We start from the raw sequence: 12,698 nt of genomic DNA on the forward strand, positions 1-12,698 counted from the left end.
GTGCCCGAGGACGCCTACACCGAACACCGCGCCCTGCTGTTCACCGTCGCCTACGAGATGCTGGGCAGCGCCGCCGACGCCGAGGACGTGCTCCAGGAGACGTATCTGCGGTGGCGGGCGGTCGATCCGGACACGGTCGAGCATCCCCGCGCCTATCTGGTCCGCACGGTGACCCGGCAGTCCCTCAACCATCTGCGCGCGGTCAAGGCACGACGCGAGGAGTACGTCGGCCCCTGGCTCCCCGAGCCCATCCGCACCGCCCCCGACGTCAGCGACGACGCGATCCTCGGCGAATCGGTGTCGATGGCGATGCTGCTCGTCCTGGAGACGCTGAACCCCACCGAGCGCGCGGTGTTCGTGCTGCACGACGTGTTCGGCTACACCCACGCCGAGATCGCCGCCTCGATCGGCAAGACGGAGGTCGCCGCCCGGCAGATCGCCCATCGCGCGCGCCGCCATGTGCACGCGCGGCGCCGCCGCTTCGAGCCCGCGTCGGCGGCCACCCACGAGGTCGTCCAGCGGTTCCTGCTCGCGGCGGCGACGGGTGAGATCCAGGCGCTGATGGACCTGTTGGCGCCCGATGTCGTTTCGCTCTCCGACGGCGGCGGGAAGGTCGTCGCCGCCCGTCGCCCGATCACCGGCCACGCCGACGTCGCGCAGTTCGTCCTCGGCGTGCTGCGCACCGCCCCCGCCGACACCAGCTTCGAGCACGCCACCTACAACGGCATGCCCGCCGCACGGTTCGTCGTCGACGGCGAACTCGACTGTCTGGTCGCGTTCGAGATCCAGGACGGCCTGATCACGGGCCTCTACGCCACCCGCAACCCGGACAAGCTGCATCGCGCGGACGCGGTGCGGCCTCTGGACAGAGGAGGAGTCACACCATGGAAACCATGACGGTCGAACGTGTCATCGACGCCCCGATCGACGCCGTGTTCGCCTGGCTCACCACGACCACCAACTACACGCGCTCGCCCCTCGTGGTGCGCTGCCGCCTCGCCCGGCGCGGCGAGACCGCTCCCTACGGGGTCGGCGCTGTGCGCAATCATCTGTGGCTGATCGGCTGGTTCCGCGAGCGCATCACGCTCTACGACCCGCCGTACGCCACCGAGTACGTCGTCGACCGCAGTGTGCCGCCGGCCCGGCACGAAGTCGGCCGGATGACCTTTACCGAGACCGACGCCGGCACCCTGGTCCGCTGGACGACGCGCGCCGAGATCCCCGTCCCGCTGATCGGCGGTTTCCTGACGCGGCGGTTCGCCCGGCCGGTCATCACGCGGACGTTCGGCAACATCCTGGCGGCTGCCGACGCCGCACTGGCCCAACTCCCCCGGTCGGGAAGGGGCGTCACAACTCCCTGAGCAGGAACTGGTGTACGGCGCCGGATCGTTGGGACGTAGGTTGTGCGGTGAACAGTTCATGCCTCGGTGAAAAGACGGAACGGTACCCATGACCGACCACGCGACGAATCCCGGCTCTGCGGCACAGCAGAACATCGACACGTCTGTGCCGCACTCGGCCCGGATCTGGAACTACTGGCTCGGCGGGAAGGACAACTACCCCGTCGACGAGCAGGCCGGCGACGCGTACAGCGCCGTCTTCCCCGGCATCGTCACGGTCGCCCGCAGCAGCCGGGCCTTCCTGCGCCGCACCATCTCGCACCTGGTCACCGAGGCGGGCATCCGGCAGTTCCTGGACGTCGGGACCGGACTGCCGACCGTGGACAACACCCACGAGGTCGCCCAGCGGCTCGCCCCCGACGCCAGGATCGTGTACGTCGACCACGACCCGATGGTGCTCGCGCACGCCCGGGCCTTGCTGACGTCGACTCCCGAGGGGGCGACCTCGTACGTCGACGCCGATCTGTCCGACCCCGACCGCATCCTGGCGGCCGCCGCCGAGACGCTGGACCTGTCCCGGCCCACCGCGCTGATCCTCAGCAACATCCTGGGACACATGGGCGACTACGACCGGGCACGCGCCATCGTCGGCCACCTGATGGACGCGCTGCCGTCCGGCAGTTACCTGTCGATCAACGACGGCTCCCGGGGTGTCGACGCCGACTACGAGCAGGCCCAGGACGCCTACAACGAAACCGGCGCCGTCCCGTACTACCTGCGGCCCGTCGACCAGATCACGGCGTTCTTCGACGGCCTGGAACTCCTTGAACCGGGCGTCGTGTCGGTCCCGTTCTGGCGCCCGGAGCCCGCCGCGCACGCCGCCGACCCCATCGGCGAACACGGCGGGCTCGCCATCAAGCGCTGACGCCGTCCACGTCGGGCACGACGATCCCGAACAGGTCGGTGATCGCGGTCAGCGCGGCCGTCTGGAGCGCCGCCGCGGGCAGCACGGTGCCGTCGGGTGCGGTGAGCGCGCGGGTGGCGGTCGTCTCGGCGACCACGGTGGGGCGGTAGCCGAGGTTGAAGGCGCCCTGGGCGGTGTAGTTGACGCACATGTGCGTCATGAAGCCGGCGAGGATCAGGTCCTTGCCGCTGCCCGGCGCGGCACCCAGGTCGGTGAGGGTCTTCTCCAGCTCCGTGAGGTGGAAGGAGTTGGGGAACTGCTTGACGACGACGGCCTCGCCGTCCGCCGGGGCGACCTCGTCGCTGATGGCCCCGATGTGGGCGCGGATGTCGTACGGGGTGTTCTCGCCGCCGTCGTTGACCACGTGCACGACCGGGGTGCCCGCGGCACGGGCGCGCGCCAGCAGCCGGGCGCCCGCCGCGAGGGCCTCCTCGGCACCGTCCAGGGCCATCACGCCGGTGCGGTAGGTGTTCTGATAGTCGATCAGGACGAGGACGGAATCGCTCAGCCGGGCCGGCCGGCTGTCCAGGCCGCTGACGTCGCGCAGGGTCTTGGAGGGCTGGTGCGTGCTCATGGGGAACCTTTCGGAAGGGACGGAAGAGACAGACTTCAAGGGATCTGGAACGGGAGCCGGGAAGGACCTGGAGAGGATCTGGCGTGGGATCTCGAAGGGAAGAAGGCATGGCGAGGCCGTCGACGCGGCTCGTCCGCCTTCGGTAGCCGGGCAGTTGAAGAGGGTCAGGTGCTCTGTGTACGGAAGCGGCGGCGGTATGCCCCCGGCGTCGTGGCGAGTTGCCGCTTGAACGCCCGGTGCAGGGTCTCCGCCGAGCCCAGGCCCGCCACGGTCGCCACCTGGTCGAGCGGGCAGTCGGTGGTCTCCAGGAGACGGCGGGCCGCCTCCACGCGGGCGGCCTCGACATAGCTCGCGGTACTGGTGCCCGTCTCCTGTTTGAAGACACGGGCGAAGTGCCGCTCGCTGAGGCACATCCGGGCGGCGAGGGCCTCCGCGGACAGGTCCTCGTCGAGGTGCTCGGCGATCCACAGACGCAGTTCGTCGATGTCGCGCCGGGAGGTGACGGGACGGCTGAGCGGGACGGAGAACTGGCTCTGCCCGCCCTGCCGCTTGAGGTACATCACCAGCTGCCGGGCCACCGAGAGCGCGGTCTCCTCGCCGTGGTCCTCGGCCACCAGGGCAAGCGCGAGATCCAGGCAGGCGCTGATCCCGGCCCCGGTCCACAGCCGGCCGCGGTCCGTCCGTACGAAGATGGGGTCCGGGTCGACCGTGACCGCCGGATGGTCGGCGGCCAGCTGGGCGGCGGTCGACCAATGGGTGGTCGCCGTCCGCCCGTCCAGCAGCCCGGCCGCTGCCAGTACATGCGCGCCCACACATACCGACGCCACCCGCCGGGCATGGGGCGCGGTCGCCTTCACCCAGGCCACGACGTCGTCGTCGATCCGGGCCACGGGACCGTCGTCGGTCACGTCGACCGCGCCGGGCACCAGCAGGGTGTCCACCTGGCCGCCGACTTCGTCGAAGGACAGATCGGCCAGCAGCCGTACGCCGGCGGACGTCCGCACCTCGCCGGCGACGGGCCCGGCGAGCCGGACCTCGTAGCCGGTGCGTCCCGCGCTCTCCCGGTTGGCCAGCGCGAAGACCTCGGCCGGGCCGGTGACGTCGAGGAGGTCGACGTCGGGGAAGACCGCGATGACGACACGGTGGGGAAGGGGCATGTCCCCATCTTCACCGCGATCACCGATGGCCACAATGACGATTCACTGTCACATCCGGACATGCGCCTGTCGATGTCACGCCCTCGGCCGCGAGGGTCAGGAGTGGGTCGGGCGCAGCCCGGCCACCGCCCACTTCGCGCGCGTCGACAGGCCGCTGAGCTCCTTCGCGAACTCCTTGCCGATCGTGTCGAGGAGGAGCCTGGCGTGTGCCATCGTCGCCCGCGCCAGTTCCCTGTCGCCCGTGTCGACGGCGGCGAGCGTCAGTTCCAGATGCTGCTCCGTGATCAGTCGGCCGATCCCCCGGCGGTGCCACTGTTCGACTGTTCCGTCCGTGGGGCCGCCCTCGACGCCGACCGCCGCCCTGGCCCGCTCCAGTGCCCGGCCCGCCGCCGTCAGGTCGCCCTTCAGCCGTTCCAGGCGGGCGAGGACGTACGCCTCCGAGGCCCGGTCCCTGGACGTGTCCTGCAAGGAGAGGAGGTTGAACTGCGCGCGGGCCGCCTGTGCGTGGTCGCCAATCCGCTCCAGGGCACCGCTCAGCTCCCTGAGCCGGTCCGCGTGCGGTCCTGTGTCGTCCAGGAGGCGGATGAGCTCGACGCGGGCGTGTTCGACGCGGCCCTGGCGGCGGGCCAGTTCGATCCAGGTGAAGTCGCTCTCGGCGGTCTCGTGGAGCGGCACCGTGCGCTGGGTGTTCTCGCGCTCCAGCAGGAGGCTCAGCAGCGGCTCGTCCCCGTCGCGGCGGTCGTGCCGGGCCGCCCGCAGGACGCCCTCCCTAAGCACCGGATCGTCGGCCGCCTCCCGGCGCGCGGCGGGGTCGCCCGCGCGCAGGCGCTCCAAGGCCTCCCGTCCGGGGCCGAGCACGATGTCCCGCAAGGGCCGCCGGTAGCAGTCGGTGAGCCGGTACGCGCAGAGGTCGCGGGAGTTGAGCAGCAGGTGGTCCGGCTCGGTGCGCCGGGCGGCCGACTCCATCATGGAGAACAGCTCGACCAGCGGCCGTTCGGGTAGCCCCAGGCCGCTGATCAGCGCCGCGCGCCGGGCGTCCAGGTCCGGGGCGAATTCCTGCCGCGCCTCGGCGTCCGCCGCGCGCACCTCGGCGAGCAGTCCGTCCTCGTCCAGGTCAGCGGTGAGGTTCTCGCACCACTCGGGCATTCGTACGAGCATTTCGAGCGCCTCGGAGACGCTCTCGGCGATCAGTACGGCGTCTCCCTCGGAGGAGGCGTGGAGCACTGCTCCGCCCTCGACCAGGAAGTAGGTGCCGCCGGTGTCGTCACCCGCTACCTGCTCCAGCGGGGCGCCGGACGCGAGGCGCACGTCGCCGTCCTGGTCGGGGTACACCCGCTCCACGTCGAAGTTGAAGGGGAACGCGGCCAGTTCGGCCAGCTCGGGGCGGGTACGCAGGAGTTCGAGGACGCGGTCGGTCATACGGCCGCACCTTAGCTGGCGTGACGGAGGCACACGCCGGCTGCCCACACATCAGCCGATCGGCCGATACGGAGGTCGTCACAACGCCCCGTGACTCCATCCGGTTCAGGGACGGCCGCGCGGGCGGGCGGCACGAGCATGGAGCCAGGAAGTCGCCACCGACTGCTCCCCCCTGCTCCCCCACACGAAAGAGGAACCATGGTCCCGAAACGACGTGCCACCCTCCTGCTCGTCTCGCTCGTCGGCGTGGGCGTGCTGGCGACCGCGTGCGGGTCCTCGTCCGACGACGGCACCGCCGACACCGAGCGCAAGCCCTCGGCGACCCGGTCCGCCGAGTCCTCCGCTCCCGAGTCCGCCGCCCCGGAGAAGTCGGCGTCCAAGAAGTCCGCGTCCCCGAAGCGGAAGGCGGACCCGGCCGCGAGCCGTGACCTGCTCGCCGCCGCGCGCTCCGGCGACGCCGACGCGGTCCGCGATGCCATCGAGCGGGGCGCCGACCTGGAGACCCGTGACGACGAGCGGCACACGCCCCTGCTCCTCGCGGCGACCGGCGACCATGTGAAGGCGGCCGAGGTCCTCGTCGACGCCGGGGCCGATCCGGACGCCCTGGACGCGCAGCACGACACTCCGTGGCTGGTGACCGGCGTCACCGGCAGCGCCGCCATGGCGCGGACGCTCGCGGCGGCCGACCCTGACTACACGATCGTGAACCGGTACGGCGGCACCTCCCTCATCCCGGCGGGCGAGCACGGGCACGTCGCGTACATCCGCGAGGTCACCACCGACCCGGACATCGACGTGGACGTCAATCACGTCAACGACCTCGGCTGGACCGCCCTGTTGGAGGCCGTGATCCTCGGCGACGGCGGACGCGACCATCAGGAGTCGGTGCGGCTGCTCCTGGACGGCGGGGCGGACGCGTCCATCGAGGACAAGACCGGGACGACCGCGCTTGAGCACGCCGAGCGGCGCGGCTACGACAAGATCGCGGACCTGCTGCGCGGGTGAGGTATTCCTGGTGCTCGACAGACCTGATCGAACCGGGCACCAGATGTCGGGTCCGGCATGGCGCCGCCTTCCTAACGTGAGGGGCGTAAAGGGAAGGAGCCCGAGGTGCTCGAGCGGTTGAACGAGGCACTGGATCACATCGAGTCGCGTCTCGACCAGCGGATCGAGGTGACCGATCTCGCGCGGATCGCGATGACGTCGGAGTACCACTTCCGGCGGCTGTTCTCCGCGCTGGCGGGGATCTCGCTGTCGGAGTACATCCGGCGCAGGCGGCTGACCATCGCCGGCGCCGAGGTGCTGGCCGGCGAGCGGACGCTGCTGGACATCGCGGTGCGGTACGGCTACGGCTCGGGGGAGGCGTTCGCGCGTGCGTTCCGCGCCGTGCACGGGGTGGGTCCTGGCGAGGCCCGGCGGGACGGTGCCGCGTTGCACGCCCAGCCTCGGATCTCCTTCCGTCTCATCATCGAAGGGAGCAGCAGCATGCGATACCGGGTCGTGGAGAAGGACCAGTTCCGGGTGGTCGGCAAGAAGGTCCGGGTGCCCCTGGTCCACGAGGGGATGAATCCGGCGATCGGCGAGTTCATCCGGGGCATCGACCAGGACACGATGCGGCGGATCGGCGAGCTGTCCGATCAGGAGCCGGAGGGGATCGTCGGGGTGAGCGACAACCTCGACCCGAGCCGGGCCGAGGGCACCGAACTCGACTACTACCACGCGGTGGTGACGGATGCGGAGGTCCCGGAGGGCTTCGACGTGCTGACCGTCCCCGCGGGGACGTGGGCCGTCTTCGAGAACTCTGGGCCGTTCCCGCACTCGCTGCAGTACCTGTGGCGGGACGTGTTCACCCAGTGGTTCCCGTCCAACCCGTACGAGAGCAGGCCGGGCCCGGAGATCCTGCGCACCCGCCTCTCGCAGGACGCGTCGGAGGCGGACGCGGAGCTGTGGATCCCGGTGGTACGCGCGGGAGTCTGATCGGCGACCGATGGTGGTGCCCCGGCGCCGGGGCACCACCATCGGTACTCAGTCCTCCGATCCGACGCCCTGTGCCTCGATGAACCGCCCCAGCCAACGGGCGGCGCTGCGCGCGTACGCCTCGCGATCGGTGGCGGCGGTGTGCGTCGGCTCGGTCCTCGACATGTCCTCGATCAGCGCGGCCACGTCGTCGTCGGTGAGCGCGGCGCAGGCGTTGATCGCCTCGGCCGCGGCACGCATCAGCTCGGTGCGGTCGTCGCTGCCGGGCCATGCGGCGCCCTTGGCCTTGGTGTACGCGTCCCGCGCCGCGCTCGCCGTTCCTGGAGACCCGACCCGCGTCTCCACCCCCTCGGCCGCCGCGAGCTTCCGCCCGGCGCGCCACGCGGGCCCGTACAGAAGCACGGAACGCACCCGAAGCCGACAGGCCAGCAGCACCTGCTCGGCGAACTCGCCCATCCGGTCCGGCCCTTCACGGCGGACGGCGGTGAGGGCCTCCTGCAACTCGTCCTGCGCGGAGGCGAGACGGGCCTCGTCATCAACGGTGTACGCCGACTCGACGGCCTGCCAACAGGCACGCACCGCACGCTCGTACCGCGTCCACGCGGCACGTCGCCGCTCCCGCTTCTCGCGCCCGGAGCTGTCGTGCAGGTGCAGCTCTCGCACGTCCCTGAGTTGAAGCACCAGCTCGGCCGCCCCGTGGAACTCGTTCCGCACCTCGGCACCGCTGCCGATTTCCGCGTCGCCCCTTCCTGCGGCCTGGTCAGCCACGGTCCCGCCGGAACAGTGCGCTGACCCCGATGAGTCCCAGAACCAGGAGCACCGCTCCCGCCCAGTCGGAGCCGCCCAGGTTCGATTCCCCGAAGAAGAGGGCGCAGGCCATGACGATCAGCACCACGCCGAAGCATCCGCTGCCGTAGCGTTTGGAGCGCGACTCCCTGAGCCTCTCCTTGCGCTCACGCTCCCACTGCGCCCGCATGCGCGCCTGGTACTGCGCCTGAAACTCCGTGTCCGCGGTGCTCGCGGGTTGGTTCCAGCTCATGTTCACGTCTCCGTGGACGGTCCCGAACTGCCCCACGGGTCCGTTCACTTCACCTGAGATGTCGTTGCTGACGCGGTGCGTCTCATCGTCGAAGTCACGGCTGTCCCCCATGAACCAGAAGGTACGCCACCCCGAACGGCCGGGCCACGCCTTCCCTTCGGTGGGGCGGGACGCGCGCCCGGGGATTCGGGTCAGTCAGGGGCGTTTTAGCGTCACCTCCTTACGAACCGCCCGTGCCCCACCCCGTTCTGATCTACACAGGAAGGACGCCGAGCGAGGGGGACGACATGGTGCTGTCCATCAACGTGGCCGTGCTTCTGGCGGTCATCGTCGTCATCCGGCTGCGACGTCGCGTCCAGGCCAGAAGCCGCTCCGACGAGCGGCTCACCGTCGTCATCGTCCTCGTGCTGGGCATCCTCATCGCCCCCACCGAACTCGGGCAGGGCATTCTCCGCGTGACGGGTCAGCTCGCCGACGGCATCACGGACGTGAGCCGGTAGCCGTCGCTCAGGCGGCGGCCGTCCGCGCCACGTAGTAGACGTTCAGCGGGTCGCCCTCGATGGACTTCGTCTCCACGTCCGTGAAGCCGGCCTCCGCCAGCATCCGGCGCGCCGTCTGCTCGCCCCACATCGTGCCGAGGCCCGCACCGCCGGTGCTCAGCGACGTGGTCATGCAGTAGAAGAGCGAGAAGCCGAAGAGGGCGGGCCCGAAGGGGTGGTCGATGTTCTCCTCCAGCTTGCTGGAGGCGGCGATGTCACCCATCAGGAACGTGCCGCCGTCGCGGAGGGCGGCGGCGACTGCGTTCAGGGTCTCCTGGGGCCGGGCGAGGTCGTGGATGACGTCGAACGCGGTCACCAGGTCGTAGCGGCCGCTGATCTGGGTGGAGTCGCCGATCGTGTAGTGCACGTTGTCCAGGGAGCGCCGCTCGGCCTCCTCGCGGGCGGCCCCGATGCCCTCCTCCGACTGGTCGAGCCCGTGGAAGAGGCTGCGCGGGAACGCCTGGGCGAGGACCAGCGGGGCATGTCCCTGCCCGGTCCCCACGTCCAGCGCGTCGATGCCGTCGCGCAGCCGCTCGGCAAGGCCGGGGACCAGCGGGACGATCCGGTCGACGAGGGCGGCGTCGTACACCCGCGCCGTCTCCTGCGCCTGAAGCTCCTGGAAGCGCGGGTACGACGAGTACGGCACTCCCCCGCCGTCCCTGAAGGCCGCGACGACCTGCTGTTCGACCTCGCCCATCAGCGCGATGTACGGGGTCATCCCGGCCAGGTTGTCGGGGCCCGCGATCGTGGTGAGGGAGGCGGCGTGCTCGGGCGGCAGCAGATAGGTCGCGCCGTCCGGCTCGTACTCGACGAGGCCGCCGACGACCATGCCGCCCAGCCATTCGCGGACGTACCGCTCGTCGAGCCGCGCCGCCTTCGCGATGTCGTCGCTGGTGGACGGCGGCAGCGTACTCATCGTGTCGTAGAGGCCGGTCTGGTGTCCCGCGCTGATGAGGAGGCACAGCACACCCTTGTTGAGTACGTCGACCATGAGGGCGGCGAATTCTTCCTGCCGGACGGGATCCGGTGTCTCCTGCTGCCGTGCGGGATCCTGCGTCATGGCCCCTCCTCAGAGCGGCATGGGCGTTTTCACTCCATTCATCACGTTACGCCAGGCGTTCGACCAGCAGGAACGCACCGATCAGGATCATCGCGGCGCCCGAGACGCGGGTGACGGCCCGTGCGGCGGTCGGCCGCGCCCGCAGCACCGTGCGGGCCAGGACGCCCACCCCCAGGTAGACCACCGCGCAGCTCAGCGTGTGCACCATGCCGAGCGCGCCGAGCTGGGCGGCCAGCGGCCAGTCGGCCGCGGGGGTCGCGAACTGCGGGAGTATCGCGAGGAAGAGCAGCAGGGCCTTCGGGTTCAGGCCGCTGATGCCCGCGCCCTTGAGCACCCCGGCGACGCGGGAGGCGCCGCCGGAAGCCGTCGAACCGCCGGACGAGGCCTCGGCGGGCGTACCCGGCCGGGCGAGGGCCGAGCCACCCAGCCACATCAGGTACAGGGAGCCGGTCACGGTCAGCGCCGTCATGACGCCGGGGCTGCTCGCCACGGCGGCGGCGACCCCGCCCGCGACGACGGCGGTCAGCGCCACATAGCCGAGCACCAGTCCACTCACGGCGGGCACGACCGAGCCGCCCCGCAGCCCGGCCGTGATGGCGTAGGCCCAGTCCGCGCCCGGAACCAGGATGAGCAGAAAGGACACCGCCCAGAAGGCGGTGATGGTGCTGACGGCCACGGAAACACTTCTCCCTCGCGTTTGTGATGTATGGAGAAGATTAGTTCCGAATTGCCCAAAGATGTTTCCAAGTATGGTCGCCCGAAGTCATTCCTGTGGAAGAATCTTCCCCATGGACGACGTGGACCGGAAGATTCTTGCTGAGCTCCAGGACGACGGGCGGCTCACCGTCACCGAACTCGCCGCTCGCGTGCGGCTCAGCCTGTCGCCCTGCCACCGTCGGCTGCGCGAGTTGGAGCGCACCGGCGCGATCCGCGGCTACCGCGCGATCCTGAACACCCAGCAGGTGGGGCTGACCTTCGAGGCGCTCGTCTTCGTCACCATGCGCCAGGAGGACCGGGACACCGTCGCCGACTTCGAGGCGGCCGTCGCCGCCATCCCGCATGTCGTCCAGGCCCAGCGCCTCTTCGGCGACCCCGACTATCTGCTGCGCATCGTCAGCGTCGACCTGCCGGCCTTCCAGCGCCTGTACGACGACAAGCTGGCCACACTGCCGGGCGTGATGCGGCTCAGCTCAACGCTCGTCATGAAGCACGTGGTACAGGAGCGCCCGCTGCCGCTGTGAGCGGCGTGTGCCGTGCGGGGCGGCCGCCCGCCCGCGGGCTGCCCTAGCTCCCGTGCGCGCGCAGCCACGCGTCGAGGACCGCGAAATCCCCGGCGGTGAGGCCGATTCGGGCGTCGACGCGATGGAGCAGGGCCGGGTGCGGGTGGTGCGCCGCCACCCAGACCCGGTCGGTGTCCGTGATCTCGTCGTCGACCCAGGCGAACGTGCGGCCCTCGGCCCAGTCGACGATCGTGCGGGTCTTCCAGTGGAGTCCACGGGGGCCGTCGCCGCCGAATGGCTCCTCGTCGGAGGGGTCCGGCCAGGGCACCACGGGGAGCTGTGGCAGGCCGAGCCAGGGTGCGACGCAGTCGTTGGCGTCGGACAGCCACGTCGTCGCCCACACCAACGCGCAGGGCAGCGCCCGCAGTCGGCGGCCGTGGGCCGGGTCAATCCTGCCGATCAGCGGATTCGCCACGGCCCCCGCCGGGACGGATTCGCCTTCGTACGTCGGGTATCCGTCGGGAAGTTCACGGCTGGTCGCCCCGAAGGGGATGAGCGGGCCGTCGACGTCGAGGAAGAGGAGCGGCAGCGGGGAACTGATCACGACTGCACGGTAGTGGTGGTCAGGTGCTTGTGCCGTCGCCGTCGTTCTCCGGGCGGCGCGCCACGAAGACGAACTCCTTGCCGGGGCGATCGGGCGCGTCCCGTACGTCGTCCACGGCGAACCCCTGCGCGCTCAGGTCCGCCGCCACCTCCTCGCGTTCACGGAACCGCAGGGTCGAGTCCGAGGTGATGACCTCGCCGTCACCGGCGAACACAAAGGTCCCCCTGAAGGTCACCAACGGGCCGTCCATGTCGACGAGTTCAGTCCAGCTCTCGATCGCGCCGGCACCCGGTACCTCCCTGACCCTGTGCGTGGCCTCCCGGTTCCAGGCCTCCCAGGCCCGCTTGGCCGGGTCCCTCGTCTCGAACACGAGACGACCGCCCGGCCGCAGCGCGTCGAAGGCGCCCCGCAGGGTCTGCCGCCACACCTGCGGGTCGTGGATCGCCTGGGCGACGTTCCCGGTCATGGTCGCCAAGTCAACCCGCAACGGCGGGAGCGCCGTCGCGTCGCCGCAGATCCAACGCACCCGTTCGCCGCCCGGCTTGGCCCGCGCCACGTCGACCGACGCCCGCGCGGGATCGACGCCGACGACCTCGATCCCCCGGTCGGCCAGCAGCAGCGCGAGCACCCCCGTCCCGCAGCCGATGTCCAGCACCCGACGTGCCCCGAACTCCTCCGCGATGCGCAGGTAGGCGTCGAGATCGCCGCGGTCGGGATCGAGCGGGTCGTACAGCGCGGCGAGCCGGGGATTGCCGAAAATCGCGTCAACCATGCGGCAGAAGGTATACGCGGGGGCCGTTCGACG

Annotated in this window: 16 protein-coding genes; 7 read left to right on the top strand and 9 right to left on the bottom strand. The window is 70.8% G+C overall.

Annotation, left to right across the window (positions count from 1 at the left end):
• The 3 genes from ACIBKX_RS14870 (at position 1) to ACIBKX_RS14880 (ending at position 2,265) form a co-directional block, all read left to right on the top strand.
• Entirely contained in the window at positions 1 to 897 is an 897-nt protein-coding gene (locus ACIBKX_RS14870; RefSeq protein ID WP_363277893.1) for an RNA polymerase sigma-70 factor, read from the top strand.
• Positions 885 to 1,361, top strand: coding sequence for an SRPBCC family protein (locus tag ACIBKX_RS14875; protein WP_363277892.1), 477 nt, complete (start codon positions 885 to 887; stop codon positions 1,359 to 1,361). Before ACIBKX_RS14870 ends, ACIBKX_RS14875 begins: the two co-directional genes overlap by 13 nt.
• An 88-nt stretch (positions 1,362 to 1,449) precedes the next feature.
• Positions 1,450 to 2,265: an SAM-dependent methyltransferase gene (locus tag ACIBKX_RS14880; RefSeq protein ID WP_363277891.1), complete on the top strand. Its 816-nt coding sequence runs from the start codon at positions 1,450 to 1,452 to the stop codon at positions 2,263 to 2,265.
• On the opposite strand, the gene ACIBKX_RS14885 is transcribed toward ACIBKX_RS14880, so the two are convergent.
• The 3 genes from ACIBKX_RS14885 to ACIBKX_RS14895 form a co-directional block, all read right to left on the bottom strand.
• Positions 2,255 to 2,878 carry an isochorismatase family protein gene (locus tag ACIBKX_RS14885; RefSeq protein WP_363277890.1) on the bottom strand — a complete coding sequence of 208 codons (624 nt, stop codon included), beginning with the start codon at positions 2,876 to 2,878 and terminating at the stop codon, positions 2,255 to 2,257. The two genes, ACIBKX_RS14880 and ACIBKX_RS14885, sit on opposite strands and share 11 nt — an antisense overlap.
• Before the next feature lie 164 nt (positions 2,879 to 3,042).
• A complete protein-coding gene (locus ACIBKX_RS14890) occupies positions 3,043 to 4,035 on the bottom strand; it encodes a GlxA family transcriptional regulator (protein WP_363277889.1) in 993 nt (330 codons plus the stop codon).
• Positions 4,036 to 4,131: 96 nt separating this feature from the next.
• Complete coding sequence (locus ACIBKX_RS14895; protein WP_363277888.1) at positions 4,132 to 5,454, bottom strand: hypothetical protein; 1,323 nt, start codon at positions 5,452 to 5,454, stop codon at positions 4,132 to 4,134.
• Between the two features lie 429 nt (positions 5,455 to 5,883).
• Between ACIBKX_RS14895 and ACIBKX_RS14900 the strand changes: the two genes are divergently transcribed.
• Positions 5,884 to 6,459, top strand: a complete 576-nt coding sequence (locus ACIBKX_RS14900; RefSeq protein ID WP_363277905.1) for an ankyrin repeat domain-containing protein — start codon at positions 5,884 to 5,886, stop codon at positions 6,457 to 6,459.
• Between the two features lie 105 nt (positions 6,460 to 6,564).
• Positions 6,565 to 7,431: an AraC family transcriptional regulator gene (locus ACIBKX_RS14905; protein ID WP_363277887.1), complete on the top strand. Its 867-nt coding sequence runs from the start codon at positions 6,565 to 6,567 to the stop codon at positions 7,429 to 7,431.
• A 48-nt stretch (positions 7,432 to 7,479) separates the two neighbouring features.
• On the opposite strand, the gene ACIBKX_RS14910 is transcribed toward ACIBKX_RS14905, so the two are convergent.
• Positions 7,480 to 8,199 (bottom strand): hypothetical protein, encoded by a 720-nt coding sequence (locus tag ACIBKX_RS14910; RefSeq protein ID WP_363277794.1) that lies wholly within the window; start codon positions 8,197 to 8,199, stop codon positions 7,480 to 7,482.
• Entirely contained in the window at positions 8,192 to 8,581 is a 390-nt protein-coding gene (locus ACIBKX_RS14915; protein WP_363277793.1) for a hypothetical protein, read from the bottom strand. The genes ACIBKX_RS14910 and ACIBKX_RS14915 overlap by 8 nt, the downstream gene beginning before the upstream one ends.
• A 176-nt stretch (positions 8,582 to 8,757) precedes the next feature.
• Here ACIBKX_RS14915 and ACIBKX_RS14920 point away from each other — a divergent pair, with 176 nt between their 5' ends.
• Positions 8,758 to 8,970, top strand: a complete 213-nt coding sequence (locus ACIBKX_RS14920; protein ID WP_363277797.1) for a hypothetical protein — start codon at positions 8,758 to 8,760, stop codon at positions 8,968 to 8,970.
• Between the two features lie 7 nt (positions 8,971 to 8,977).
• Here ACIBKX_RS14920 and ACIBKX_RS14925 read toward each other — a convergent pair whose 3' ends face one another.
• Positions 8,978 to 10,069, bottom strand: coding sequence for a class I SAM-dependent methyltransferase (locus ACIBKX_RS14925; protein WP_363277792.1), 1,092 nt, complete (start codon positions 10,067 to 10,069; stop codon positions 8,978 to 8,980).
• Between the two features lie 46 nt (positions 10,070 to 10,115).
• Positions 10,116 to 10,745 (bottom strand): LysE family transporter, encoded by a 630-nt coding sequence (locus tag ACIBKX_RS14930; protein ID WP_363277791.1) that lies wholly within the window; start codon positions 10,743 to 10,745, stop codon positions 10,116 to 10,118.
• A 112-nt stretch (positions 10,746 to 10,857) separates the two neighbouring features.
• On the opposite strand from ACIBKX_RS14930, the gene ACIBKX_RS14935 reads away from it, so the two are divergent.
• On the top strand, positions 10,858 to 11,310 hold the full coding sequence (locus ACIBKX_RS14935; RefSeq protein ID WP_363277790.1) for an Lrp/AsnC family transcriptional regulator: 453 nt from the start codon (positions 10,858 to 10,860) through the stop codon (positions 11,308 to 11,310).
• Positions 11,311 to 11,353: 43 nt separating this feature from the next.
• On the opposite strand, the gene ACIBKX_RS14940 is transcribed toward ACIBKX_RS14935, so the two are convergent.
• Entirely contained in the window at positions 11,354 to 11,893 is a 540-nt protein-coding gene (locus ACIBKX_RS14940) for an HAD domain-containing protein (RefSeq protein WP_363277789.1), read from the bottom strand.
• A 19-nt stretch (positions 11,894 to 11,912) separates the two neighbouring features.
• Positions 11,913 to 12,665 carry a class I SAM-dependent methyltransferase gene (locus tag ACIBKX_RS14945; RefSeq protein WP_363277788.1) on the bottom strand — a complete coding sequence of 251 codons (753 nt, stop codon included), beginning with the start codon at positions 12,663 to 12,665 and terminating at the stop codon, positions 11,913 to 11,915.
• Between the last annotated feature and the right edge of the window lie 33 nt (positions 12,666 to 12,698).

Origin of the sequence: Streptomyces sp. NPDC050658, from assembly GCF_044457025.1 — a bacterium.
Classification (GTDB): domain Bacteria; phylum Actinomycetota; class Actinomycetes; order Streptomycetales; family Streptomycetaceae; genus Streptomyces.

What these genes read in the sequence shown, in the direction of transcription:
- ACIBKX_RS14875 (WP_363277892.1), top strand. Translation starts at nt 885, where the DNA reads ATGGAAACCATGACGGTCGAACGTGTCATCGACGCCCCGATCGACGCC.
- ACIBKX_RS14880 (WP_363277891.1), top strand. Translation starts at nt 1,450, where the DNA reads ATGACCGACCACGCGACGAATCCCGGCTCTGCGGCACAGCAGAACATC.
- ACIBKX_RS14885 (WP_363277890.1), bottom strand. Translation starts at nt 2,878, where the DNA reads ATGAGCACGCACCAGCCCTCCAAGACCCTGCGCGACGTCAGCGGCCTG.
- ACIBKX_RS14890 (WP_363277889.1), bottom strand. Translation starts at nt 4,035, where the DNA reads ATGCCCCTTCCCCACCGTGTCGTCATCGCGGTCTTCCCCGACGTCGAC.
- ACIBKX_RS14895 (WP_363277888.1), bottom strand. Translation starts at nt 5,454, where the DNA reads ATGACCGACCGCGTCCTCGAACTCCTGCGTACCCGCCCCGAGCTGGCC.
- ACIBKX_RS14915 (WP_363277793.1), bottom strand. Translation starts at nt 8,581, where the DNA reads ATGGGGGACAGCCGTGACTTCGACGATGAGACGCACCGCGTCAGCAAC.
- ACIBKX_RS14920 (WP_363277797.1), top strand. Translation starts at nt 8,758, where the DNA reads ATGGTGCTGTCCATCAACGTGGCCGTGCTTCTGGCGGTCATCGTCGTC.
- ACIBKX_RS14925 (WP_363277792.1), bottom strand. Translation starts at nt 10,069, where the DNA reads ATGACGCAGGATCCCGCACGGCAGCAGGAGACACCGGATCCCGTCCGG.
- ACIBKX_RS14935 (WP_363277790.1), top strand. Translation starts at nt 10,858, where the DNA reads ATGGACGACGTGGACCGGAAGATTCTTGCTGAGCTCCAGGACGACGGG.
- ACIBKX_RS14945 (WP_363277788.1), bottom strand. Translation starts at nt 12,665, where the DNA reads ATGGTTGACGCGATTTTCGGCAATCCCCGGCTCGCCGCGCTGTACGAC.